Raw genomic sequence first — 24,811 nt, forward strand, 5'->3', positions numbered from 1 at the left:
TTCCCTTTCGCAAATGTAAAGTTCCTGTGGCCTGTGCCGATAACACCGTTAATAAATCTATGAGAAGGTGTTGTATGTTGAACCGTATCCGCGTTGTCACAATGCTCATGATGGTGCTGGTCATTTTCGCACTACTTCAGCTTATCTCCGGTGGGCTTTTTTTCTCGTCGTTAAAGCAGAATCAGGACAGTTTCGCCGCCTCAAACGACCTGCGCCTGCAGCAGAGTGAACTCACCTCAACGTGGGATCTGATGCTGCAAACGCGTATCAACCTGAGCCGCTCCTCCGCGCGCATGATGATGGATCCCAACAATCAGCAGAGCAGTGCGAAAACCGATCTGCTGAAAAATGCCCGCGCAACCCTTGCGGATGCCGCAAAGCATTACGATGCCTTCAAGAAGATCACCCCGCAGCCTGCCATGGAGCAGGTGAGCCAGAATATCGATGAAAAATACAACGCCTACTATGCCGGTCTGACGGAGCTTATCCAGTTCCTGGAAAGCGGCAACATGGACGCCTATTTCGCCCAGCCGACCCAGGGGATGCAAAACGGGCTCGGCGCGGCGCTGGGTGAATACGCCAAAGCCAGCGCAGAGCTCTACCACTCGGCCTTTACGGAAAGCCAGAATGACTACCGCTTTGCCAAATGGCAGATGGCGGTGATGGCGCTGGCGCTGGTGATCGTGCTGATCGCGGTTTGGTACGGCATTCGCCATAGCCTGTTGAACCCACTGGGGCGCGTCATTGCCCACATCCGCGAGATTGCCGGCGGCGATCTGACCAAAACGCTCACCGTCTCCGGGCGTAACGAAATCACCGAACTGGCCAACAGCGTAGACCACATGCAGCGTTCGCTTATCGATACCGTTGCCAACGTGCGTAGCGGCACGGATGCCATCTACACCGGCACCAGCGAAATTGCGATGGGCAATAACGATCTCTCTTCCCGTACCGAACAACAGGCCTCCGCGCTGGAAGAGACCGCGGCCAGCATGGAACAACTCACCGCCACTGTGAAGCAGAACGCGGATAACGCGCGTCAGGCTTCTCAGCTGGCAGAGAGCGCGTCCGAGACGGCGCAGCGCGGCGGTCGGGTGGTGGATGGGGTGGTGAAAACCATGCACGAAATCGCCGACAGCTCGAAGAAAATCGCTGACATCATCAGCGTCATCGACGGCATTGCCTTCCAGACCAACATCCTGGCGCTGAACGCCGCCGTTGAGGCCGCGCGTGCGGGTGAGCAGGGGCGTGGGTTTGCGGTGGTGGCCGGCGAAGTGCGTAACCTCGCCAGCCGCAGTGCTAACGCGGCGAAAGAGATTAAGGCCCTGATTGAAGACTCCGTTTCCCGTGTGGATACCGGCTCCGTGCTGGTGGAAAGCGCAGGGGAGACCATGAATGACATCGTGAATGCCGTTACCCGCGTAACGGACATCATGGGTGAAATCGCCTCTGCCTCTGATGAGCAGAGTCGTGGTATTGACCAGGTTGCCCTGGCGGTATCGGAAATGGATCGCGTGACACAACAAAACGCCGCCCTGGTGCAGGAGTCCGCTGCGGCGGCCGCTGCGCTGGAAGACCAGGCGAGCCGTCTGAAGATGGCCGTCTCGGCGTTTCGTCTCGCTTCACTCGCTGGAAATACGGTCACCCCGCAAGCCACGTATCGTGCGCCAGCCGCTGAGCCGGCGGCCACGCGTACCCGCACTGCGACGACCGGACAAGATGAAAACTGGGAAACATTTTGACTGACATTTAAACCGCGGCTGCTTGCCGCTTGATGGGAGCGTGGATGTTAAATCGTATTCGTATCTCGACCACACTGTTTTTGATTCTGATCCTATGCGGTGTGTTGCAGGTTGGCAGTAACGGGTTGTCTTTTTGGGCGTTTCGCGATGGTTATCAGAATTTGCAGGAAGTTGAGGCGAGTAATCAGCAGCGCTCCGCACTGGCACAAACGCGTGCCGTGCTGTTGCAGGCAAGCACTGCGCTGAACAAGGCAGGAACCTTAACCGCGCTGAGTTATCCGCCGGATGATATCAAGGCGCTGATGGCGACGGCGCGCAACAGCCTTAAGCAGGCCGACGCGCAGTTCAAAACGTTCATTGCACATGACGATGTCAGCGAAAAAGGGAAAGCGCTGAAAGCTGCCATGAAAAAGAACTTTGAACAGTGGCACAGCGATCTGGATCACCAGGCGACCTGGCTTGAGAACAACCAGCTCTCGGACTTTATGACCGCGCCGGTGCAGGCCTCACAGGCGGCGTTTGATGACAGCTTTAACGCCTGGCAGCAGGACATTAACCAGTTTGTGCAGCGCGCAGGGGAGAGCAGCCGTACGAGCTACCACATGTCCGGGGTGATTTTTACCGTGGTGGTGATTCTGGCGGCGCTGCTGACCGGTGCCGCGCTGCTCTGGTCGCGCAGGATGATTGTTCAGCCGCTGGCCATTATCAGCAGCCACTTCGACAGTATCGCGAAGGGTGACCTGGCGCGTCCGGTGGCGGTGTACGGTAAGAACGAAATCTCAGCGATCTTTGCCAGCCTGAAGGCCATGCAGGGATCGCTGCGGGAAACGGTCTCCGATGTGCGTCAGGGCAGCTATGCCATGCACACCGGGATCTCAGAGATTGCGGCAGGCAATAACGATCTCTCTTCCCGCACCGAGCAACAGGCGGCTTCGCTGGCACAGACGGCGGCCAGCATGGAACAGCTGACCGCGACGGTAAGCCAGAACGCCGATAACGCCCGTCAGGCGTCTGACCTGTCGAAACAGGCGGCAATGACGGCGAAGAAGGGGGGCGACCAGGCGTCTCATGTGGCCAGCACCATGCAGGACATTGCCGCCAGTTCGCAGAAAATTGGCGACATCATCAGCGTGATTGACGGTATCGCCTTCCAGACCAACATTCTGGCGCTGAACGCGGCTGTGGAAGCAGCGCGTGCCGGTGAGCAGGGGCGTGGGTTTGCGGTGGTGGCGGGTGAAGTCCGTAACCTGGCGAGCCGCAGCGCCAACGCGGCGAAAGAGATCAAGGGGCTGATTGAAGAGTCCGTCTCCCGCGTTCAGCAAGGCTCCGCCCTGGTGGATACGGCGGCGAAAACCATGCACGAGATTGTCACCTCCGTGACGCGGGTGAACGACATCATGGGTGAAATTGCCTCGGCGTCTGATGAGCAGCGTCGCGGGATTGAGCAGGTGGCTCAGGCGGTAAGCCAGATGGACCAGGTCACGCAGCAGAACGCCTCGTTAGTGGAGGAAGCGGCAGCGGCAACCGATCAGCTGGCCAGTCAGGCCGATCATCTGACCGGGCTGGTCGCGGTATTTAATGTCAAAGAGCATGTTGAAGCAGTAACAGAAGTCGGGCGGTCGCAGGCCGTGCCAGTTGTATCCTGAATGTAATTAAGAAGGCGCTATGACATCACCAATGCCCCCAGGGCAAACGTCATTATTGTTGCAGATGACACAGCGCCTCGCGCTGTCCGACGCGCATTTTCGTCGGATATGTCAGTTAATTTACCAGCGTGCAGGGATCGTGCTTGCTGACCATAAGCGAGACATGGTCTACAACCGTCTGGTACGGCGCTTGCGTACGCTGGGGCTGGATGATTTTGGTCGCTACCTGAGCATGCTCGAAGCGAACCAGAACAGCGCCGAGTGGCAGGCTTTTATCAACTCGTTAACCACCAACCTGACGGCCTTTTTCCGTGAAGCTCATCACTTCCCGGTGCTGGCAGAGCACGCCCGTCGCCGCAGTGGGGAGTATCGCGTCTGGAGTGCGGCGGCCTCGACCGGTGAAGAGCCGTACTCGCTGGCGATCACCCTTGCAGATACCCTGGGAATGGCGCCGGGACGCTGGAAAGTGTACGCCAGCGATATTGATACCGAAGTGCTGGAGAAGGCGCGTAACGGCGTGTATCGCCAGGATGAACTGAAGACGCTGTCGCCTCAGCAGTTACAGCGTTACTTCATGCGCGGTACCGGCCCGCATGAAGGGCTGGTGCGCGTGCGTCAGGAGCTGGCGAACTGTGTTGAATTCGCGCCGGTTAACCTGCTGGATAAGCAGTACAACGTGCCGGGGCCGTTCGACGCCATTTTTTGCCGTAACGTCATGATCTATTTTGATAAAACGACGCAACAGGACATTCTGCGTCGGTTTGTTCCGTTGCTCAAGCCTGACGGTTTACTGTTTGCCGGGCACTCGGAAAACTTCAGCAACCTCGTGCGTGAGTTTAGCCTGCGTGGGCAAACGGTATATGCGCTGAGTAAGGAAAAAGCATGAGTAAAATCAGGGTATTGTCTGTCGATGATTCGGCGCTGATGCGCCAGATCATGACTGAAATCATCAATAGCCACAGCGACATGGAGATGGTCGCTACCGCGCCGGATCCGCTGGTAGCGCGGGATTTAATTAAAAAATATAACCCCGACGTGCTGACGCTGGATGTCGAGATGCCGCGCATGGATGGCATAGATTTCCTTGAGAAGTTGATGCGTTTGCGTCCGATGCCGGTGGTGATGGTTTCATCCCTGACCGGGAAAGGTTCGGAAATCACCCTGCGTGCGCTGGAGCTGGGGGCGGTGGATTTCGTCACCAAACCCCAGCTTGGCATTCGTGAAGGCATGCTGGCGTACAGCGAAATGATCGCCGAGAAGATCCGCACCGCGTCGCGCGCCAAACTCGCCGCTCACACGCCAACGACTGTCCCGGCAACGTTGAAGGCGGGTCCGTTACTCAGCTCGGAAAAACTGCTGGTGATTGGCGCATCAACCGGAGGAACAGAGGCAATTCGCCATGTACTCCAGCCATTGCCGCTTTCCAGTCCGGGTATTCTGATCACTCAGCATATGCCGCCAGGCTTTACCCGCTCGTTCGCGGAGCGTCTGAACAAGCTGTGCCAGATCAGCGTGAAAGAGGCGGAAGATGGCGAGCGTGTACTCCCGGGGCATGCCTATATCGCACCGGGCGATAAGCATATGGAGCTGGCGCGCAGCGGCGCTAACTATCAAATCAAAATTCATGACGGGCCGCCGGTTAACCGGCACCGTCCGTCGGTGGATGTGCTGTTTCATTCGGTGGCGAAACATGCGGGGCGCAACGCCGTTGGGGTGATCCTGACGGGGATGGGCAACGATGGCGCCGCCGGAATGCTTGCAATGCACCAGGCTGGCGCCTGGACGATTGCGCAGAATGAAGCAAGTTGTGTGGTGTTCGGCATGCCGCGCGAGGCCATCAATATGGGTGGCGTGAGCGAAGTGGTCGATCTTAGCCAGGTAAGCCAGCAGATGCTGGCGAAAATCAGTGCCGGACAGGCAATACGTATTTGACTCAGGAGTATTATTTTATGGCGGATAAAGAGCTTAAGTTTTTGGTTGTGGATGACTTTTCCACCATGCGTCGCATCGTGCGCAACCTGCTGAAAGAGTTGGGCTTCAACAACGTTGAAGAAGCAGAAGACGGCGTGGATGCGCTGAACAAACTGCAGGCGGGCGGGTTTGGTTTTGTTATCTCTGACTGGAACATGCCGAACATGGATGGTCTGGAACTGCTGAAAACCATCCGCGCGGACGCGGGCATGGCTTCAATGCCGGTGCTGATGGTGACCGCAGAAGCGAAAAAAGAGAACATCATTGCCGCGGCACAGGCGGGCGCAAGCGGCTATGTGGTGAAACCTTTCACCGCGGCGACCCTGGAAGAGAAGCTCGGTAAGATCTTCGAGAAACTCGGCATGTGAGGTGTTGGTTATGATGCAACCTGCTATGAAACCCGTTGAAGAACATTCGCCCAGCGATATCATTGCCCGCATCGGCAGCCTGACACGCATGCTGCGTGACAGCCTGCGTGAACTGGGGCTGGACCAGGCTATCGCAGAAGCGGCGGAAGCAATTCCTGACGCGCGTGACCGTCTGGACTATGTTGTGCAGATGACCGCGCAAGCGGCTGAACGTGCGCTGAACAGCGTTGAAGCGTCACAACCGCACCAGGATGCGATGGAAAAGGGCGCGAAGGCGCTGACCAAACGCTGGGATGAGTGGTTTGAGAACCCTATCGAGCTGGCGGATGCCCGCGAGCTGGTGACGGATACCCGTCAGTTCCTGGGTGATGTACCGGGCCACACCAGCTTTACCAACGCTCAGCTGCTGGACATCATGATGGCGCAGGATTTCCAGGACCTGACCGGTCAGGTTATCAAGCGCATGATGGATGTCATTCAGGAGATTGAACGTCAGCTGCTGATGGTGCTGCTCGAGAACATCCCGGAACCGGCTGCACGTCCGAAACGCGAGAACGAAAGCCTGCTCAATGGTCCACAGCTCGACGCCACCAAAGCGGGCGTGGTGGCAAGCCAGGATCAGGTAGACGACCTGCTGGACAGCCTCGGCTTCTGATACGCCTTTCCGCCTCAGGGGCTCATGCACCTGAGGCGGTTAACGCAGAATCACCGAAAAGAGCCCGAATAAACGGGCTTTTCCCGCCATTGGATTTCCGCTGCGCTGGCATGATACCCGTGACTTAACAGGCCGGGCATGCACTGTGGCAGAAGAGAACGACGACAAAACAGAAGCCCCCACACCCCACCGACTTGAAAAAGCGCGTGAGGAAGGGCAGATCCCCCGATCCCGAGAGCTGACATCCCTGCTGATCCTTATTGTGGGTGTGTGCATCATCTGGTGGGGTGGGGAGTCGCTCGCCCGAAAACTGGCGGGGATGCTCTCTGCCGGCTTACGTTTCGACCACAGTATGGTCAACGACCCAAACCTTATCCTCAGCCAGATTATTCAGCTTATTAAAGGGGCCATGGTCGCGCTGCTGCCCCTCATTACCGGGGTTGTGCTGGTTGCGCTGATCTCGCCGGTGATGCTCGGCGGCCTGGTCTTCAGCACCAAATCGCTGCAACCGAAATTTTCCAAACTGAACCCGCTGTCGGGCATCGCGAAAATGTTCTCCGCCCAGACCGGGGCAGAACTGCTTAAAGCCATTCTCAAAGCGGCGCTGATGGGCAGTGCTGCGGGATTTTACCTCTGGCATAACTGGCCGGAAATGATGCGGCTTATCAGCGAATCTCCTCTTACCGCGATGAGCAATGCGCTGAATCTGGTCGGACTCTGTGCGCTGCTGGTGGTCCTCAGCATCATCCCGATGGTGGGATTCGACGTTATCTTCCAGCTGTATAGCCACTTCAAAAAACTGCGCATGTCGCGCCAGGATATCCGCGACGAATATAAGCAGATGGAGGGTGACCCGCACGTGAAAGGGCGTATCCGCCAGATGCAGCGCGCCGCCGCCCGTCGACGGATGATGGAAGATGTGCCGAAAGCCGACGTTATCGTCACCAACCCGACCCACTATTCCGTTGCGCTGCAGTATGACGAGAACAAAATGAGCGCGCCGAAAGTGGTGGCGAAGGGGGCGGGCTTAATCGCCCTGCGCATCCGGGAGATTGGCACGGAAAACCGGGTGCCAATACTGGAAGCACCGCCGCTGGCGCGAGCGTTGTACCGCCACGCTGAAATTGGACAACAGATCCCAGGACAACTCTACGCCGCCGTGGCGGAAGTACTGGCCTGGGTATGGCAGTTGAAACGCTGGCGTCTGGCCGGCGGTCAACGACCTGTGAAACCTGAGAACCTTCCGGTGCCTGCTGCGCTGGATTTTATGAACGAGAAGGACACTGATGGCTAATCTGGTGGCAATGTTGCGCCTGCCCGGCAACCTGAAATCGACCCAATGGCAGATCCTTGCCGGGCCGATCCTCATCCTGCTAATCTTGTCGATGATGGTATTGCCGCTGCCGGCATTCATCCTCGATCTGCTTTTCACTTTCAACATTGCGTTGTCCATTATGGTGCTGCTGGTGGCGATGTTCACCCAGCGTACCCTTGAGTTCGCGGCGTTCCCGACCATTCTGCTGTTTACCACCTTGCTGCGACTGGCGCTGAACGTGGCGTCCACGCGTATCATCCTGATGGAAGGGCATACCGGTGCGGCAGCGGCCGGTAAAGTGGTCGAGGCGTTCGGCCACTTCCTCGTGGGCGGTAACTTTGCCATCGGCATCGTGGTGTTCGTCATCCTCGTTATCATCAACTTTATGGTTATCACTAAAGGTGCGGGGCGTATCGCGGAAGTTGGCGCGCGCTTTGTGCTGGACGGGATGCCAGGTAAGCAGATGGCGATCGACGCCGACCTCAACGCCGGACTCATCGCGGAAGATGAAGCGAAAAAACGCCGTGCGGAAGTGACCCAGGAAGCGGACTTCTACGGCTCGATGGACGGTGCGAGTAAGTTTGTGCGTGGTGATGCCATCGCGGGCATTCTCATCATGGTGATTAACGTGGTGGGCGGCCTGCTGGTGGGTGTTCTGCAGCATGGCATGGACATGGGACACGCGGCGGAAAGCTATACGCTGCTGACCATCGGTGACGGTCTGGTGGCCCAGATCCCGGCGCTGGTGATTTCGACCGCCGCGGGCGTGATCGTCACCCGCGTCAGTACCGATCAGGACGTTGGTGAGCAGATGGTCGGGCAGCTGTTCAGCAACCCGCGCGTCATGCTGCTGGCGGCGGCGGTGCTGGGTCTGCTCGGTCTGGTGCCGGGCATGCCGAACCTGGTGTTCCTGCTGTTCACGGCGGCGCTGCTGGGCCTGGCCTGGTGGATGCGTGGCCGCGAAATGAAACCGGCGGCAGAACCTGTGCCGGTTAAAATGCCGGAGAACACGCAGGCCGTGGAAGCCACCTGGAACGACGTTCAACTGGAAGATTCCCTGGGGATGGAAGTGGGTTACCGTCTGATCCCGATGGTCGATTTCCAGCAGGATGGCGAGCTGCTTGGCCGCATTCGCAGTATCCGTAAAAAATTCGCTCAGGATATGGGCTTCCTGCCGCCGGTTGTGCACATCCGCGACAACATGGATCTTCCGCCAGCACGCTACCGTATTCTGATGAAAGGGGTAGAGATTGGCAGCGGTGATGCGTATCCGGGGCGCTGGCTGGCGATTAACCCGGGCACAGCCGCCGGTACGCTGCCGGGTGAACAGACTATCGATCCCGCGTTTGGTCTGGCCGCTATCTGGATTGAAAGCGCGCTGAAAGAGCAGGCGCAAATTCAGGGGTATACCGTGGTGGAAGCCAGTACCGTGGTGGCCACCCATCTTAACCACCTGATTGGGCAGTTCTCAGCAGAACTGTTTGGCCGCCAGGAAGCTCAGCAGTTGCTTGACCGCGTGAGCCAGGAGATGCCGAAGCTGACGGAAGATCTGGTGCCGGGCGTGCTGACGTTGACCACGCTGCATAAGGTGCTGCAAAACCTGCTTGATGAAAAAGTGCCGATCCGCGATATGCGCACCATTCTGGAAACCCTCGCCGAGCATGCGCCGCTGCAAAGCGATCCGCACGAACTGACGGCGGTGGTGCGTGTGGCGCTGGGCCGCGCAATCACGCAGCAGTGGTTCCCGGGCACCGGTGAAGTGCAGGTGATTGGCCTTGATACACCGCTGGAACGCCTGCTGCTGCAGGCCCTGCAGGGCGGTGGCGGGCTGGAGCCAGGTCTTGCGGACCGTCTGCTGGCGCAAACTCAGGAGGCGCTGGCGCGCCAGGAGATGCTGGGGGCGCCACCGGTGCTGCTGGTTAACCATGCGCTACGTCCGCTGTTGTCACGCTTCCTGCGTCGTAGCCTGAACCAGCTGGTTGTGCTGTCGAATCTGGAGCTGTCTGATAATCGCCATATTCGTATGACGGCGACGATTGGAGGTAAATAATGCGTAAGTGGTTAATGCTCTTACTCTTCCCGCTGGTGGCGCAGGCCGCCGGAGAAGGTACCTGGCAGGCCAGCAGCATTGGCGTGACCCTCAGCAACCGTGGCGTGGCGATGTCGTCGCGCCCGCTGGCACCCTCTGAACCGGTGTCCGGTCAGATGAGCCTGGTGGTGTGGAACTACACGCTGATTGGCCCGACGCCCGCCGGGCTGCAGGTGCGTCTGTGCTCCCAGAGCCGCTGCACGGAAATCGACGGAGAGAATGGCACCACCCAGGCGTTCAACGGCGTACCTGCTGTAGAGCCTTTACGCTTTATCTGGGAGGTGCCAGGCGGCGGACGCTTGATCCCGGCGCTTAAGGTGCAGAGTAATTCCGTTATCGTTAACTACCGCTAGTTGCCCGCCTCAACGCCCGTTATCAATGATTATGATAGCGGGCTCGCAAAAATGACCTCGCCTTTTGAAGTAAAGGAAACGCTGTTTTATAAATCAGTGACGCGCGTAATGACACTCTTTGCGTTTTTGCCAACCCCTGCGGTGTGATGGCAGAAACAGAAAGGTTTCCACAGGGCGTTAATTCTACTGTAGCCGTGTAAAAACTCCCGGATGAGGTTTGCTTACAGGGGGCTCCTAAAACTGATTAGGGTTGACGGCAATGAAAACACGAAAAATTGGACTCGCAAACTATCTTGCATACGGGGCAGGGGATTTCCTCGGCGCGGGAACCACCGCGCTGACGGCGGCCTGGCTTTTGTATTTTTATACAACCTTCTGTGGACTCACTCCGATTGAAGCAACCTTTATTTTTGCGGCGGCAAGGGTGCTGGATGCGGTGGTCAGCCCGTTAATGGGCTTTGTGACCGATAACTTTGGCACGACCTGGCTGGGCAAACGCTTTGGCCGCCGCAAGTTCTTTATTCTGCTCGGTATTCCCTGCGTCTTCAGCTACTCCCTGATGTGGGTTGGGGAGATGAGTTTCTGGTACTACCTGCTGACCTATCTGGTCTTCGATATCGTCTACACCATGATTCTGGTGCCGTATGAAACGCTGGTACCGGAAATGACCGATGACTTTAAACAGAAAACCAAATTCTCCGGTGCGCGTATTTCGATGGCGCAGATGTCCGCGATCCTGGCTTCGTTCCTGCCGGGGATCCTGCTGACCCACTTTGGGAAAGACAACGCGATTTCTTTCTTCTACGCAAGCCTGGTCTTCTCGGTGCTGTGCGCGCTGATGTTGACCTTTGTCTGGTTCTTCACCTGGGAGCGCCCGCGCGAGGAGTGGTCCGAAGCGGCCCTGCGCGCGGAAGAAGAGAAGAAAAAACTGACCCTCGGCCAGAGCCTGAACCGCCTGTTTGTGGAGTTAAGCTCGACGCTGCGCATCAAGATTTTCCGTCAGCACCTGGGCATGTACCTTGGGGGATATATCGCCCAGGATGTCTTCAACGCCGTGTTTACCTATTACGTGGTGTTTGTGTTGATGCAGGAGGCCTCAATGGCGTCAAACCTGCTGGGCACGATGGCCATCTTCCAGTTCCTCGCCGTGATTGGGATGATCCCGCTGTGCATTCGCTTTGGACCTGCCCCGTCTTACCGCATGGTGGTGGTGCTGTTTGGCCTGGCCTCTCTCTCTTACGCCGTGCTGTATTACGCCGGACTGAGCGACGTTTACGCGCTGCTGTTGCTTATCTCAGCGGTTGCCGGTCTCGGTCGCGGCGGTATCAACTATGTGCCGTGGAACACCTACACCTACATTGCTGACGTGGACGAAGTGATCACCGGTCAGCGTCGCGAGGGCATCTTTGCCGGCATCATGACGCTGACCCGAAAAGCGTCTCAGGCCGGTGCGGTAATGCTGGTCGGGATTGTGATGCAGATGTCCGGGTTTGTCAGCGGTCAGAAAACCCAGCCTGCCGAGGTAAGCCACACCATTCTGCTGATTTTAAGCGTGGGAACCCTTCTGGTGCTGTTCTGTGGCTTCCTGGTCTCCCTGCGCTTCAGGCTCAATCTGCAAACCCACAGCACGCTGCGCGAAGAGACCGCGAAAATGCGCGCGTCCGGCCATGCGATGCCTGAAGCGGCCACCCCGCGCGCCCGCGCCACCGTGGAAATGCTGGCCGGTATGCCGTTCGAATCCCTGTGGGGCAATAACAACATTGGTTATCTCAATCGCAATAAACCAGCGGCGCCTTCGCTGAAGGGACGTGCGGTACTGAATTCGACATACAACAGAGGTTAAGATGATGAAAGTTTGGCCTGTCAAACATAGCCCCTTACTGCGTCAGCCAGAGCGTTTTATCGCCAGGGACGAGCTGAAATCGCTGATTCAGAAGGTGACGCATAACCTGGTCAATATCCATGACAAAACGGGTGAATTTTTGCTGCGGCTGGACGACGGGCGCGTCATAGATACCAAAGGCTGGTCAGGGTGGGAGTGGACGCATGGCGTCGGTCTGTACGGTATCTGGCAGTACTACTGCCAGACCGGCGATGAAGGGATGCGTGATATTATTGACGCCTGGTTTGCCGACCGTTTTGCGGAAGGGGCAACCACCAAAAACGTCAATACCATGTCGCCGTTCCTGACGCTGGCGTACCGCTATGAAGAGACCAAAAACCCGGCCTGGCTGCCGTGGCTGGAGAGCTGGGCGGAATGGGCGATGCACGAGATGCCCCGTACCGAACACGGCGGCATGCAGCACATTACCCTGGCGGAAGAGAACGCGCAGCAGATGTGGGATGATACGCTGATGATGACGGTCCTGCCGCTGGCCAAAATTGGCAAGCTGCTGAACAAACCGGAATACGTTGAGGAGGCAGTGTACCAGTTCCTGCTGCACGTGCAGAACCTGATGGACCGGGAGACCGGGCTGTGGTTCCACGGCTGGAACTATGACGGCAACCATAACTTTGCCCATGCCCGCTGGGCGCGTGGCAACAGCTGGCTCACCATCGTGATCCCGGACTTCCTCGAACTGGTCGAGCTGCCGGAAAACAACGCCGTGCGCCGCTATCTGACGCAGGTGCTCAATGCGCAGATCGCTGCGCTGGCGACATGTCAGGATGACAGCGGCCTGTGGCATACGCTGCTCGATGACCCTGACTCCTACCTGGAGGCGTCGGCCACGGCAGGCTTTGCCTACGGTATTCTCAAAGCCGTGCGTAAGCGCTATGTGGCGGTGGAGTATGCTGATGTCGCGGAGAAAGCCATTCGAGGAATAGTGAAAAATATCTCGCCGGAAGGGGAGCTGCTACAAACGTCGTTCGGAACCGGGATGGGAAGCGATCTGGCGTTTTACCGTCAGATCCCGCTGACGTCGATGCCGTACGGTCAGGCAATGGCGATCCTCTGCTTGACGGAGTATTTGCGGAAGTACTTCTGATCATAAAAAAACCCGGCGATGTTGGCCGGGTTTTTTGTATTACATACGTTCTACGGTTTCGATACCCAGGGTATCCAGACCCAGCTTCAGGGTCTTCGCCGTCAGCTGTGCCAGCTTCAGGCGGCTGTTGCGGACCGATTCATTTTCCGCCGACAGAATAGGGCAGTGCTCGTAGAAGCCGGAGAACAGACCGGCCAGATCGTAGAGGTAAGCACACATCACGTGCGGGGTACCGTCGCGCGCGACCACAGACAGTGTCTCTTCAAACTGCAGCAGACGCGCTGCCAGCTGGGCTTCGCGATCTTCGGTAATGGTCACTGTTGCATTCGCCAGCACGCTTTCATCGATATTCGCTTTACGGAACACTGAGAGCACGCGGGTGTAGGCATACTGCATGTACGGCGCGGTGTTACCTTCAAACGCCAGCATGTTGTCCCAGTCGAAGATATAGTCGGTGGTACGGTTCTTGGAGAGATCCGCGTATTTCACCGCACCGATACCTACCGCGTTCGCCAGTTTTTCCAGCTCATCGGCTGGCATATCCGGGTTCTTCTCCGCCACCAGGCGACGGGCGCGTTCCAGCGCTTCATCCAGCAGGTCGGACAGCTTCACCGTACCGCCCGCACGGGTTTTGAACGGCTTGCCGTCTTTACCCAGCATCATGCCGAACATGTGGTGTTCCAGCGGTACGCAATCGGGAACATAACCGGCTTTACGCACGATAGTCCACGCCTGCATCAGGTGCTGGTGCTGACGGGAGTCGATGTAGTACAGCACGCGGTCAGCATGCAGCGTTTCGTAACGGTACTTCGCGCAGGCGATATCGGTGGTGGTGTAGAGGTAGCCGCCATCCTTTTTCTGGATGATTACGCCCATCGGTTCGCCTTCCTTGTTTTTGTACTCATCAAGGAATACCACCGTTGCACCTTCGCTCTCAACCGCCAGCTGTTTGGCCTTCAGGTCAGCCACAATGCCCGGCAGCATTGGGTTATAGAGGCTTTCACCCATTACGTCATCGCGGGTCAGGGTCACGTTCAGACGGTTGTAGGTGATTTGGTTCTGGGACATGGTGATGTCAACCAACTTGCGCCACATCTCAAGGAAGTACTGATCGCCGCCCTGCAGTTTTACCACATAGCTGCGTGCGCGCTCGGCGAAGGCTTCATCTTCGTCGTAATGTTTTTTGGCTTCTCGGTAGAACCCTTCCAGGTCCGCCAGCGCCATCTCACCCGCGTTTTCCTGCTGCTGTTTTTCTAGGTAAGCAATCAACATACCGAACTGGGTGCCCCAGTCGCCCACGTGGTTCGCCCGGATCACCTTGTGACCGAGGAACTCAAGGGTGCGCACTGCCGCGTCACCGATGATGGTGGAACGCAGGTGGCCAACGTGCATCTCTTTTGCAACGTTTGGCGCGGAGTAGTCAATCACCACGGTCTGCGCTTCTGGTTGGGTTACACCCAGACGGTCAGATTTCAGCGCGGCGTCAACGTGGCTTGCCAGGAAGGCCGGCTCAAGGAAAATGTTGATAAAGCCTGGGCCAGCGATTTCGGTTTTGCTGGCAATGCCGGTGAGATCCAGATGAGTCAGCACCTGCTCAGCCAGTTGTCGCGGTGGCATGCCCAGTTTTTTAGCCACTGCCATCACGCCATTAGCCTGATAGTCGCCAAACTGTACTTTCGCTGACTGACGAACCTGCGGTTCGCAATCCGTAGGCGCGCCTGCGGCAATCAGTGCCTGACTGACTTTTTCTGAGAGAAGAGCCTGAATATTCACCTGGATACCTTACGTTTTTGATGCGGGCTTACCACCGCCCGCGCCAGTTAAAGAATTTAGGGCGGGAGTATACTGCAAATGCCTTCTGGCGTCAGCATTGCGGGGGGCGAAGATCGCGCAGAATCCAGGCTAAGAAGGCGTGCATAATCATGCAGTCACAAAAACCGTTATTCCACGGTTGGTCAAAAGGGGGCAACAGAGTAAATTAGCGGCTTTGCGACACAATAAGAGACTGACTTATGGCGAACTGGCAATCCATTGACGAACTGCATGATATTTCCGCAGATTTACCGCGCTTCACCCAGGCGTTCACAGAACTTGCCACCCGTCTTGGTCTGGACATTGCGCCGCTTGAGGCCGATCACATCTCCTTGCGCTGTCATCAGAACGCCACCGCCGAGCGCTGGCGTCGCGGGTTTGAACAGTGCGGGGAACTGCTCTCTGAGAACATCATCAACGGCCGTCCTATCTGCCTGTTTAAACTGCATGAGCCGGTCTGCGTAGCGCACTGGCAATTCACCGTCGTTGAGTTGCCGTGGCCGGGAGAGAAGCGTTACCCGCATGAAGGCTGGGAGCATATCGAAATTGTGCTGCCTGGCGAGCCCGAAACGCTGAATGCCCGCGCGCTGGCGCTGCTGTCTGATGAGGGGCTGAGCAAGCCGGGCATCTTTGTGAAAACGAGTTCACCGAAAGGCGAGCGCGAGCGTTTACCAAACCCGACGCTGGCGGTGACTGACGGGCAGGTGACGGTGAAGTTTCACCCCTGGACGATTGAACAGATCGTTGCCAGTGAAGGGTAAGCGGTGTGACAACACGCGAAGACCGGCCGGGGACAGCGTGTCATGATGGTACATTAAGCGGAATTTAAGGAGGTGTTGATGGCGCTGCTGGAGATTTGTTGTTACAGCGTGGAGTGTGCCGTGACGGCGCAACAGCGGGGAGCTGACCGCATTGAACTGTGCGCGGCACCGAAAGAAGGGGGGTTAACGCCCTCGTACGGCGTGTTGAAGTCTGCCCGTCAGGCTGTCACCGTTCCGGTACACCCCATTATTCGTCCTCGTGGCGGTGATTTTTGTTATACGGCGGGCGAGTTCAGTGCCATGCTTGAAGATATCGCCCTTGTTCGCGATCTGGGATTCCCGGGGCTGGTGACGGGGCTGCTTGATGAAGAAGGCAACGTCGATGTACCGCGTATGCGCCAGGTGATGGATGCCGCAAAGGGGATGGCAGTGACTTTTCACCGGGCCTTTGATATGTGTAAAAACCCGTTGCAAGCGTTTGATACGCTAGCAGAACTTGGCGTAGCGCGCATTTTAACATCGGGCCAGCAGTCGTCTGCTGAAAAAGGACTGCAATTAATTACGGAACTAAAAGCACATTCCGGTGTTCCAATAATAATGGCGGGCGCGGGAGTTCGTGCCAGCAATCTGGAACTGTTTTTAAACGCCGGGGTGGAAGAGCTTCATAGCTCTGCCGGGAAATGGATACCGTCGCCCATGCGTTATCGCAACACAGGGTTGTCTATGTCGACGGATGCTGAAGCGGATGAGTACTCACGCTACGGTGTAGAGGGAGAGTCGGTTGCGGAAATGAAATCGCTGATTGAACGTCATCACGTGTAGCAACGTACCGATTTTTACCGCGCATCATGTCGCCCAATATGATGCTTGCTTGTACCAGGCCCCTGCCAATTACACAGGGGCCTTTTTTTCTCCTTCATATTTTAAGCCGCAGCTGCGTTGCCGCCTTGCTGCAACTTGAAATATTTTGGAGAAAACCTGCGATGAGTAGGCCGGGTAAGGCGCAGCCGCCACCCGGCTATAAGGTCACGGCTTGGTGGCAATCAATACCGCACGCATCGGTGCCGGATAGCCTTCAACGGTTTTGCTGTGGTCGGTTGGGTCGAGGAACTGCTCCAGCGACTCGGTCACCATCCAGTCTGTACGGCGTTGCTCCTCGATGGAGGTTACGCAGACGTCGGCGATACGCACATCCACAAACCCGCACTTCTCCAGCCAGTTCTTCAGCGCCAGCGCGGAAGGGATGAAGTAGACGTTACGCATTTGCGCGTAGCGGTCACCCGGCACCAGCACGGTGTTTTCATCGCCTTCCACCACCAGCGTTTCCAGCACCAGCTCGCCGCCGCTGACCAGCTGATCTTTCAGCTGCCACAGATGCTCCAGCGGGGAGCGGCGGTGGTACAGCACGCCCATGGAGAAGACGGTATCAAACGCTTTCAGGGCTGGCAGTTGCTCAATGCCCAGTGGGAGCAGGTGCGCACGCTGGTCGTTACCCAGCAGCTTACGCACGGCTTCGAACTGGCACAGGAACAGCTGCATCGGATCGATGCCCACGGCTAAATGCGCACCCGCGCCAATCATGCGCCACATGTGGTAACCGCTACCGCAGCCGACGTCCAGAATGGTACGGCCGGTCAGGTCGGAGAGATGCGGCAGAACGCGATCCCATTTCCAGTCTGAGCGCCATTCGGTATTAATATTCACCCCGTAGAGCGAAAAGGGACCTTTGCGCCATGGCATCAGGTTACGCATCAACGTTTCGATGCGATTAATCTGCCCGGCGGGAAGCGGCTCTGCGCTTTCTGCCGTTACGCTGTGCAACAGATCCAGACGATGAGGCGTCAGCTCCGGCAGAAACTCCACCGCATTTGACCACTGCTTTAACAGCCCATGCTGTTGATCGCGCTGCCAGGCGGCAATCTGCGCAGGCAGGGTCTCCAGCCAGTGGGAGAGATGATTTTTTGCAATCAGCTGATAGAAGTTACCAAACTCAATCATGCGGCATCCTCAGCTTTCAGCGCCACCAGGGAGCCAAAGTTAAAGCACTGGAACCACAGTTCGCTGTGCTCGAAGCCTGCCTGGCGCAGGCGGGCTTTATGGGTTTCCACGGAGTCTGTCAGCATCACGTTTTCCAGCATGCTGCGTTTCTGGCTAATCTCCAGTTCGCTGTAGCCGTTTGCACGTTTGAAATCGTGGTGCATGTTGAACAGCAACTCGCCGACGGTCGCGTCCTCAAAGCTGAATTTCTCGGACAACACCAGCGCACCACCGGGGTTAAGGCCCTGATAAATTTTGTCCAGCAGCCGCTGGCGGTCATCAGGCACCAGAAACTGCAGGGTAAAATTCAGTACGACCATCGAGGCGTTGTGGATTTCGATATCACGAATATCGCCTTCAACCACCTCGACCGGGGTTGCCGCTTTCCAGGCATCAATATGGCGACGGCAGCGTTCAACCATCGCCGGGGAGTTATCGACGGCGATAATCTTACAGCCTTCGTGATGAACGTTACGACGTACCGACAGCGTTGCCGCGCCGAGCGAGCAGCCCAGGTCATACACCTGCGTGCCGGGTTGAATGAAGCGTTCAGCCAGCATGCCGATCATAGAGATAATATTGGAATAACCGGGAACAGAGCGCTGGATCATATCCGGGAAGACTTCGGCTACCCGTTCATCAAAGGTCCAGTCGCCCAGGCTGGCGATAGGCGCGGAAAAAAGCGTGTCGCGATCTGACATAACGTAAAAATCCGGGAAAAATAAAGTGGCGTATTGTGCGCTAACGGAAGGAGAAAACCAACTCCCACGGCATATACCAAAGGTTAGCCAGCACCATCAGCAAAAGCGAGCACCATGTCGCGCTCATGCCGGAACGACGCCAGCGGAATAAGCGGTGGTGAAAGCCGTAATAATGCATTAACCGACCCGCAATCAGCAGCAGGCCACAAATGTGTACCATCCAGGTTTCGGCGCCATTCATCTCCATAAACAGCAGTAAAATGAGTGCCACCGGAATGTACTCGACCGCGTTGCCGTGGATACGGATAGCGCTTTGCAGTTCGGAAAACCCGCCGTCGCCGTAAGAGACGCGGTACTGCATTCTGAGTCGCACAACATCAAATGAAAATTTAATCAGCAGTAATGCACCTAGCACCGCATACAACGCGCTGACCATACAAACTCCCTGTGTTTTGGCAGATGGCGTCTCTATGATATGGCGTGATCTCAGAAAAGAGAAGATTGTTGTGGGATGGACGGCGCGCTGCCTACCGACGGAACCGCGGTTTGCAAGGCCTGCCAGAGTGTATCGACCAGTTCGGGGGCCTGGGCGATATCCGGCGTATGTAAGAAGAGATACGGCGTGGTGGAGTGTTCCCATTTCGCTAACGTTTGCAGCCAGACGGCGAACATCTCCTGATTTTGCTGCATATTGTCGCTGCCGATAAACCGGACCATCGGATTCTGCGCGGTTACGATGGCGTGGACCGGCACTTTGGGCTTCTTGCGCTGGGCATCAATAATGGCTTCGTTATGCGCAATGGCGCTGTGAACAGGACGACTGTCAAGGATGACGCGGTTGACTGAGCGCTCATGCAAACCCCGGTTGAGTGCTTTCTCCACCTCACCTTTGGCAAAAAATTCAGGATGTCTCACTTCAACGCCGTAGGTAAAGTCCCGGGACAGGCCATCAAGAAATTGCCAGAGCGCGGGCAGATCGCGCGGACCAAAGGTGGCGGGAAGCTGCAGCCAGTACTGACCGATACGATTTGCCAGCGGCGACATCCGGCCAAAGAACTCTTCGGTTAAATCACCGCAATTTCGCAACGCGGCGGTATGGGAGATGGTGGCCGGAAATTTAAAGCAGAAGCGGAAATCGTCCGTGGTCTGCTCGCGCCAGCGCTCGACAATCTCTGCCCGGGGCAGGGCATACAGCGTGGTGTTGCCCTCCACGCAGTTAAAGTGCCGGGCGTACTCTTCAAGGCTGGTTATGCCAAGGCGCACCCACTTCGGGTGCGACCATTGGGGCAGGCCCACGTACATCATAACGCGCTTAAAATCTCATCCGTGCTGCGCACGCGACCGATACGCGGGAAAATGTGGGTCATGCTGCCGTGGTGCTGTTCTGCGGAAGCCGCGCTGCATGCGTCTTCGACAATCACCAGGTTAAAGCCCAACTCCCAGGCATTACGGGCGGTGGATTCCACGCCGATGTTGGTGGAGATCCCGCACAGGATAATGGTGTCGATACCGCGGCGGCGCAGCTGCAGCTCCAGGTCGGTGCCGTAGAAGGCGCCCCACTGGCGTTTGGTCACTTCGATATCGCTGTCGCGTTTGCCGAGCGAGACCGGATACGTCCACCAGTTGTCCGGCAGGGCGTGCGCGGGTGCCTGGGCGTCAACCGGCTGTTTTAACGCTTCGGCAAAATCGGCCGACCACCCCACGCGCACCATGACAACCGGTGCGCCACTGGCGCGGCATTTCTCTGCCAGACGGGCGGCACGGCTGACGACTTCATCAGCGGTGTGCGGGCCACCGGCAAAGGGAAGGATCCCTTCCTGTAAATCAATCACCACCAGCGCGGTTTTGCGGGCATCAAGTGTCAGCATGGTAACTCCAGTTAAATGAATCGCTTCCGTTACACCTTACGACGTTATGGCCTGTTATCGGTCGGATAATTTTGTTAATTTTTGTGAGAATGCGCAATAAGAGCACAGCAAACGTGCGTCTGGCCGTGCTTCGCTCTTATCGTCCGGCGGAATTTCCAGTATAATAGCCGCCTTTTTTCATCCAGTTGTGACATACAGAAAGCTGCGACATAGTAGCCTGATACCAGGCGACATTTAGCCTGCGGCTAATTAAGGGATATCTCATGCGTACAGAATATTGCGGGCAGCTGCGTCAGTCCCACGTCGGACAGCAGGTGACCCTGTGTGGTTGGGTCAACCGTCGTCGTGATCTTGGTAGCCTTATCTTTATCGATATGCGCGACCGCGAAGGTATCGTTCAGGTGTTCTTCGATCCGGATCGCGCGGACGCGTTGAAGCTGGCTTCTGAGCTGCGTAATGAGTTCTGCATTCAGGTCACCGGCACCGTACGTGCGCGTGACGAGAAAAACGTCAACGCAGATATGGCGACCGGTGCCATTGAGGTGCTGGCCTCCGATCTGACGATCATCAACCGTGCTGAAGCGCTGCCGCTGGACTCCAACCACGTCAACACTGAAGAAGCGCGTCTGAAATACCGCTACCTGGATCTGCGTCGCCCGGAAATGGCACAGCGCCTGAAAACCCGTGCGAAAATCACCAGCCTGGTGCGTCGCTTTATGGATGACCACGGTTTCCTCGATATCGAAACCCCAATGCTGACCAAAGCCACGCCGGAAGGCGCGCGCGATTACCTGGTGCCATCCCGCGTTCATAAAGGCAAATTCTACGCACTGCCGCAGTCTCCACAGCTGTTCAAACAGCTGCTGATGATGTCCGGCTTCGATCGCTACTATCAGATCGTTAAATGTTTCCGTGACGAAGACCTGCGCGCTGACCGTCAGCCAGAATTTACCCAGATCGATGTGGAAACCTCCTTCATGACCGCTGAGCAGGTGCGTGAAGTGATGGAAGCGCTGGTGCGCAGCCTGTGGAATGACGTGAAGGGCGTGGAGCTGGGCGACTTCCCCATCATGACCTTCGCCGAAGCCGAGCGTCGTTACGGCTCCGACAAACCAGACCTGCGTAACCCAATGGAGCTGGTGGACGTTGCTGACCTGGTGAAATCCGTTGAGTTTGCAGTGTTTGCCGGCCCGGCTAACGATCCGAAAGGCCGCGTAGCAGCCCTGCGAGTTCCGGGCGGTGCTGCGCTTAGCCGTAAGCAGATTGACGACTACGGCAACTTCATCAAGATCTACGGCGCGAAAGGTCTGGCCTATATTAAAGTTACCGAGCGGGCGAAAGGTCTGGAAGGTATCACCAGCCCGGTAGCGAAGTTCCTGAATGCGGAAATCGTCGAAGCGATCCTTGAGCGCACCGGCGCGCAGGATGGCGACATGATCTTCTTCGGCGCTGACAACAAGAAAATTGTTGCCGATGCCATGGGTGCGCTGCGTCTGAAACTGGGCAAAGATCTGAACCTGACCGACGAGAGCAAATGGGCGCCGTTGTGGGTTATCGACTTCCCGATGTTTGAAGACGACGGTGAAGGTGGTCTGACGGCCATGCACCACCCGTTCACCTCGCCAAAAGACATGACGGCGGCAGAGCTGAAAGCGGCACCGGAAGAGGCGGTCGCGAACGCCTACGATATGGTTATCAACGGCTATGAAGTGGGCGGCGGTTCCGTGCGTATTCACAGCGGTGACATGCAGCAGACGGTGTTCGGCATTCTGGGCATCAACGAACAGGAACAGCGCGAGAAGTTCGGCTTCCTGCTGGATGCGCTGAAGTACGGTACGCCGCCTCACGCAGGTCTGGCATTCGGTCTTGACCGTCTGACCATGCTGCTGACCGGTACCGACAACATCCGTGACGTTATCGCCTTCCCGAAAACCACCGCAGCGGCGTGTCTGATGACTGAAGCGCCAAGCTTCGCTAACCCGGCCGCGCTGGCTGAGCTGGGTATCGACGTGGTGAAAAAGGAAGAGAAAAACTGATATGGCATATAAGCGTCCCGTTTCTGTTCTGGTAGTGATTTATGCAGAAGATACGAAGCGGGTGCTGATGTTGCAGCGGCGCGACGACCCTGAATTCTGGCAGTCGGTTACCGGCAGTCTGGAAGAGGGGGAAACCGCGCCGCAGGCCGCCGCGCGTGAAGTAAAGGAAGAGGTCACCATTGACGTTGCTTGTGAGCAACTGACCCTGAAGGACTGTCAGCGCACGGTGGAGTTTGAAATTTTTAGCCATTTACGTCATCGCTATGCGCCGGGGATCGAGCGCAACACGGAATCGTGGTTCTGTCTCGCGCTTCCCCACGAACGGGAGATCGTGTTCACCGAACATCTGACCTACCGCTGGGTGGATGCGGCGGATGCCGCCGCACTGACCAAGTCGTGGAGCAACCGGCAGGCGATTGAAGAATTTGTAATTAACGCAGCCTGAAAAGGCGCGATTTTTGGAGAACTTTTTATGGCAGGTCATAGTAAGTGGGCCAACACCAAACACCGCAAAGCGGCACAGGATGCCAAGCGCGGTAAGATCTTTACCAAAATCATTCGCGAGCTGGTGACAGCGGCGCGTCTGGGTGGCGGCGATCCGGCGTCTAACCCACGTCTGCGTGCGGCGGTAGATAAAGCGCTGTCCAACAACATGACGCGTGACACCCTGAACCGTGCTATCGCACGTGGCGTGGGCGGTGACGAAGACGCGAACATGGAAACCATCATTTATGAAGGTTACGGCCCTGGCGGTACCGCGGTAATGGTTGAATGCCTGTCCGACAACCGTAACCGTACGGTTGCAGAAGTGCGCCATGCGTTCACCAAAACCGGGGGTAACCTGGGGACTGACGGTTCCGTTGCGTACCTGTTCAGCAAAAAAGGCGTCATCTCCTTCGAGAAAGGCGACGAAGATGCCATCATGGAAGCGGCGCTGGAAGCGGGTGCGGAAGACGTAGTCACTTTCGACGATGGTGCTATCGATGTCTACACCGCATGGGAAGAGATGGGCGCAGTACGTGATGCGCTGGAAGCGGCGGGCCTGAAAGCCGACAACGCTGAAGTCTCCATGATCCCGTCCACCAAAGCGGATATGGATGCTGAAACGGCACCAAAACTGCTGCGTCTGATCGACATGCTTGAAGACTGCGACGACGTGCAGGAAGTGTATCACAACGGTGAGATCTCTGATGAGGTTGCAGCGACTCTCTGATGAGAGCGTGTAAACCGTTTACGGGAGACGCGTGATGTCGATTATCCTTGGGATTGACCCCGGCTCACGCGTCACCGGTTACGGCGTTATCCGTCAGGTTGGACGCCAGTTAACCTACCTTGGCAGTGGCTGTATTCGCACCAAAGTTGACGATTTGCCGTCGCGACTGAAGCTCATTTATGCGGGCGTGACGGAGATTATCACCCAGTTTCAGCCTGACTATTTCGCCATCGAGCAGGTCTTTATGGCGAAAAATGCCGATTCGGCGTTAAAGCTCGGTCAGGCGCGGGGCGTGGCAATTGTTGCTGCCGTGAACCAGGATCTTCCGGTATTTGAATACGCGGCAAGACAGGTCAAGCAGACGGTGGTGGGGATTGGTAGCGCGGAGAAAAGCCAGGTGCAGCACATGGTGCGCACGCTGCTGAAACTTCCGGCGAATCCGCAGGCCGATGCCGCCGATGCGCTGGCGATTGCGATCACCCACTGTCATGTCAGCCAGAATGCGATGCAAATGAGCGAGTCGCGACTTAATCTGGCGCGAGGCAGGTTACGATAATGAGAAATCAGGCTGGATGTTTATCCAGCCTTTTTTTATTATGTCGCAAATCAATAAATTTCCAGAACGCAGGAGCGTCACGTGATAGGCAGACTCAGAGGCATCATCATTGAAAAACAACCCCCGTTAGTGCTGCTGGAAGTGGGTGGCGTGGGCTATGAAGTCCATATGCCGATGACCTGCTTCTACGAGCTGCCGGACGCGGGTAAAGAGGCGATTGTCTTTACCCAGTTTGTGGTGCGTGAAGATGCTCAGCTGCTCTACGGCTTCAACAACAAACAGGAACGCACCCTGTTCCGCGAGCTGATTAAAACCAACGGCGTCGGGCCGAAGCTGGCGCTGGCCATTCTCTCCGGTATGTCCGCCCAGCAGTTCGTGAATGCCGTTGAGCGCGAAGATCCTGCCGCGCTGATTAAGCTTCCGGGCATTGGTAAGAAAACCGCAGAGCGCCTGATTGTGGAGATGAAAGACCGCTTTAAAGGTCTGCATGGCGATCTGTTCACCCCGGCGGCCGATCTGGTTCTGACGTCTCCGGGTGCGCCTGCGTCAGATGATGATGCCGAGCAGGAAGCGGTTGCCGCGCTGGTGGCGCTGGGCTATAAACCTCAGGAGGCCAGCCGAATGGTGAGTAAAATTGCCAAACCGGATGCCAGCAGTGAAACCCTGATTCGTGAAGCGCTGCGCGCTGCATTGTGAGGTAA

At 56.9% G+C, this 24,811-nt stretch carries 24 protein-coding genes; 18 read left to right on the forward strand and 6 right to left on the reverse strand.

Annotation, left to right across the window (positions count from 1 at the left end):
* The first annotated feature begins 74 nt into the window (after window positions 1–74).
* The 11 genes from tar (at window position 75) to bglB (ending at window position 13,126) form a co-directional block, all read left to right on the forward strand.
* Window positions 75–1,742: a methyl-accepting chemotaxis protein II gene (tar, locus tag ACTJJI_RS12620; protein ID WP_440654297.1), complete on the forward strand. Its 1,668-nt coding sequence runs from the start codon at window positions 75–77 to the stop codon at window positions 1,740–1,742.
* A 44-nt stretch (window positions 1,743–1,786) separates the two neighbouring features.
* Window positions 1,787–3,388, forward strand: coding sequence for a methyl-accepting chemotaxis protein IV (gene tap / locus ACTJJI_RS12625; RefSeq protein ID WP_046888020.1), 1,602 nt, complete (start codon window positions 1,787–1,789; stop codon window positions 3,386–3,388).
* A 19-nt stretch (window positions 3,389–3,407) separates the two neighbouring features.
* Entirely contained in the window at window positions 3,408–4,274 is an 867-nt protein-coding gene (cheR, locus tag ACTJJI_RS12630; RefSeq protein WP_014170664.1) for a protein-glutamate O-methyltransferase CheR, read from the forward strand.
* Window positions 4,271–5,320, forward strand: a complete 1,050-nt coding sequence (locus ACTJJI_RS12635) for a protein-glutamate methylesterase/protein-glutamine glutaminase (protein ID WP_248041369.1) — start codon at window positions 4,271–4,273, stop codon at window positions 5,318–5,320. The genes cheR and ACTJJI_RS12635 overlap by 4 nt, the downstream gene beginning before the upstream one ends.
* Window positions 5,321–5,337: 17 nt before the next feature.
* Window positions 5,338–5,727 carry a chemotaxis response regulator CheY gene (gene cheY, locus ACTJJI_RS12640; RefSeq protein WP_008500431.1) on the forward strand — a complete coding sequence of 130 codons (390 nt, stop codon included), beginning with the start codon at window positions 5,338–5,340 and terminating at the stop codon, window positions 5,725–5,727.
* Window positions 5,728–5,737: 10 nt separating this feature from the next.
* Complete coding sequence (cheZ, locus tag ACTJJI_RS12645) at window positions 5,738–6,382, forward strand: protein phosphatase CheZ (protein WP_013096065.1); 645 nt, start codon at window positions 5,738–5,740, stop codon at window positions 6,380–6,382.
* A gap of 145 nt (window positions 6,383–6,527) precedes the next feature.
* Window positions 6,528–7,676 (forward strand): flagellar biosynthesis protein FlhB, encoded by a 1,149-nt coding sequence (flhB, locus tag ACTJJI_RS12650; RefSeq protein ID WP_013096066.1) that lies wholly within the window; start codon window positions 6,528–6,530, stop codon window positions 7,674–7,676.
* A complete protein-coding gene (flhA, locus tag ACTJJI_RS12655; protein ID WP_014832417.1) occupies window positions 7,669–9,747 on the forward strand; it encodes a flagellar biosynthesis protein FlhA in 2,079 nt (692 codons plus the stop codon). The genes flhB and flhA overlap by 8 nt, the downstream gene beginning before the upstream one ends.
* Window positions 9,747–10,139, forward strand: coding sequence for a flagellar protein FlhE (gene flhE / locus ACTJJI_RS12660; protein ID WP_014832416.1), 393 nt, complete (start codon window positions 9,747–9,749; stop codon window positions 10,137–10,139). Before flhA ends, flhE begins: the two co-directional genes overlap by 1 nt.
* Window positions 10,140–10,398: 259 nt before the next feature.
* A complete protein-coding gene (locus ACTJJI_RS12665) occupies window positions 10,399–11,982 on the forward strand; it encodes an MFS transporter (RefSeq protein WP_440654302.1) in 1,584 nt (527 codons plus the stop codon).
* A 4-nt stretch (window positions 11,983–11,986) separates the two neighbouring features.
* Window positions 11,987–13,126 carry a beta-galactosidase BglB gene (gene bglB / locus ACTJJI_RS12670; RefSeq protein ID WP_050860163.1) on the forward strand — a complete coding sequence of 380 codons (1,140 nt, stop codon included), beginning with the start codon at window positions 11,987–11,989 and terminating at the stop codon, window positions 13,124–13,126.
* Between the two features lie 39 nt (window positions 13,127–13,165).
* Here the strand turns inward: bglB and argS are convergent, their stop codons facing one another.
* On the reverse strand, window positions 13,166–14,899 hold the full coding sequence (argS, locus tag ACTJJI_RS12675) for an arginine--tRNA ligase (RefSeq protein WP_440654304.1): 1,734 nt from the start codon (window positions 14,897–14,899) through the stop codon (window positions 13,166–13,168).
* Between the two features lie 239 nt (window positions 14,900–15,138).
* Between argS and ACTJJI_RS12680 the strand changes: the two genes are divergently transcribed.
* Complete coding sequence (locus ACTJJI_RS12680; RefSeq protein WP_046888023.1) at window positions 15,139–15,699, forward strand: VOC family protein; 561 nt, start codon at window positions 15,139–15,141, stop codon at window positions 15,697–15,699.
* 78 nt (window positions 15,700–15,777) lie between these two features.
* Entirely contained in the window at window positions 15,778–16,521 is a 744-nt protein-coding gene (gene cutC / locus ACTJJI_RS12685; RefSeq protein WP_014832410.1) for a copper homeostasis protein CutC, read from the forward strand.
* Window positions 16,522–16,725: 204 nt separating this feature from the next.
* Here cutC and cmoB read toward each other — a convergent pair whose 3' ends face one another.
* From cmoB to ACTJJI_RS12710, 5 genes are read right to left on the reverse strand one after another with little or no spacing between them, the layout of a single operon-like run.
* Window positions 16,726–17,697 (reverse strand): tRNA 5-methoxyuridine(34)/uridine 5-oxyacetic acid(34) synthase CmoB, encoded by a 972-nt coding sequence (gene cmoB / locus ACTJJI_RS12690; RefSeq protein ID WP_047360928.1) that lies wholly within the window; start codon window positions 17,695–17,697, stop codon window positions 16,726–16,728.
* Window positions 17,694–18,437: a carboxy-S-adenosyl-L-methionine synthase CmoA gene (cmoA, locus tag ACTJJI_RS12695; RefSeq protein WP_440654307.1), complete on the reverse strand. Its 744-nt coding sequence runs from the start codon at window positions 18,435–18,437 to the stop codon at window positions 17,694–17,696. The genes cmoB and cmoA overlap by 4 nt, the downstream gene beginning before the upstream one ends.
* Window positions 18,438–18,477: 40 nt before the next feature.
* The gene (locus ACTJJI_RS12700) at window positions 18,478–18,873 is read right to left on the reverse strand and encodes an MAPEG family protein (protein ID WP_013096077.1); all 396 of its coding nucleotides are present in this window, start codon (window positions 18,871–18,873) and stop codon (window positions 18,478–18,480) included.
* Window positions 18,874–18,923: 50 nt separating this feature from the next.
* Complete coding sequence (locus tag ACTJJI_RS12705) at window positions 18,924–19,742, reverse strand: DUF72 domain-containing protein (protein ID WP_046888025.1); 819 nt, start codon at window positions 19,740–19,742, stop codon at window positions 18,924–18,926.
* Window positions 19,739–20,305, reverse strand: a complete 567-nt coding sequence (locus ACTJJI_RS12710; protein ID WP_440654310.1) for a hydrolase — start codon at window positions 20,303–20,305, stop codon at window positions 19,739–19,741. The genes ACTJJI_RS12705 and ACTJJI_RS12710 overlap by 4 nt, the downstream gene beginning before the upstream one ends.
* Before the next feature lie 263 nt (window positions 20,306–20,568).
* Between ACTJJI_RS12710 and aspS the strand changes: the two genes are divergently transcribed.
* From aspS to ruvA, 5 genes are all read left to right on the forward strand, one after another.
* The gene (aspS, locus tag ACTJJI_RS12715) at window positions 20,569–22,341 is read left to right on the forward strand and encodes an aspartate--tRNA ligase (RefSeq protein WP_014832406.1); all 1,773 of its coding nucleotides are present in this window, start codon (window positions 20,569–20,571) and stop codon (window positions 22,339–22,341) included.
* A gap of 1 nt (window position 22,342) precedes the next feature.
* Window positions 22,343–22,786 carry a dihydroneopterin triphosphate diphosphatase gene (gene nudB, locus ACTJJI_RS12720; RefSeq protein WP_014832405.1) on the forward strand — a complete coding sequence of 148 codons (444 nt, stop codon included), beginning with the start codon at window positions 22,343–22,345 and terminating at the stop codon, window positions 22,784–22,786.
* Window positions 22,787–22,813: 27 nt separating this feature from the next.
* The gene (locus tag ACTJJI_RS12725; protein WP_008500447.1) at window positions 22,814–23,554 is read left to right on the forward strand and encodes a YebC/PmpR family DNA-binding transcriptional regulator; all 741 of its coding nucleotides are present in this window, start codon (window positions 22,814–22,816) and stop codon (window positions 23,552–23,554) included.
* A 34-nt stretch (window positions 23,555–23,588) separates the two neighbouring features.
* On the forward strand, window positions 23,589–24,110 hold the full coding sequence (ruvC, locus tag ACTJJI_RS12730; RefSeq protein ID WP_014832404.1) for a crossover junction endodeoxyribonuclease RuvC: 522 nt from the start codon (window positions 23,589–23,591) through the stop codon (window positions 24,108–24,110).
* An 81-nt stretch (window positions 24,111–24,191) separates the two neighbouring features.
* Complete coding sequence (gene ruvA, locus ACTJJI_RS12735) at window positions 24,192–24,806, forward strand: Holliday junction branch migration protein RuvA (RefSeq protein ID WP_014832403.1); 615 nt, start codon at window positions 24,192–24,194, stop codon at window positions 24,804–24,806.
* The last annotated feature ends 5 nt before the right edge of the window (window positions 24,807–24,811 follow it).

Origin of the sequence: Enterobacter sp. 22466, from assembly GCF_052044775.1 — a bacterium.
GTDB lineage: Bacteria > Pseudomonadota > Gammaproteobacteria > Enterobacterales > Enterobacteriaceae > Enterobacter > Enterobacter dissolvens.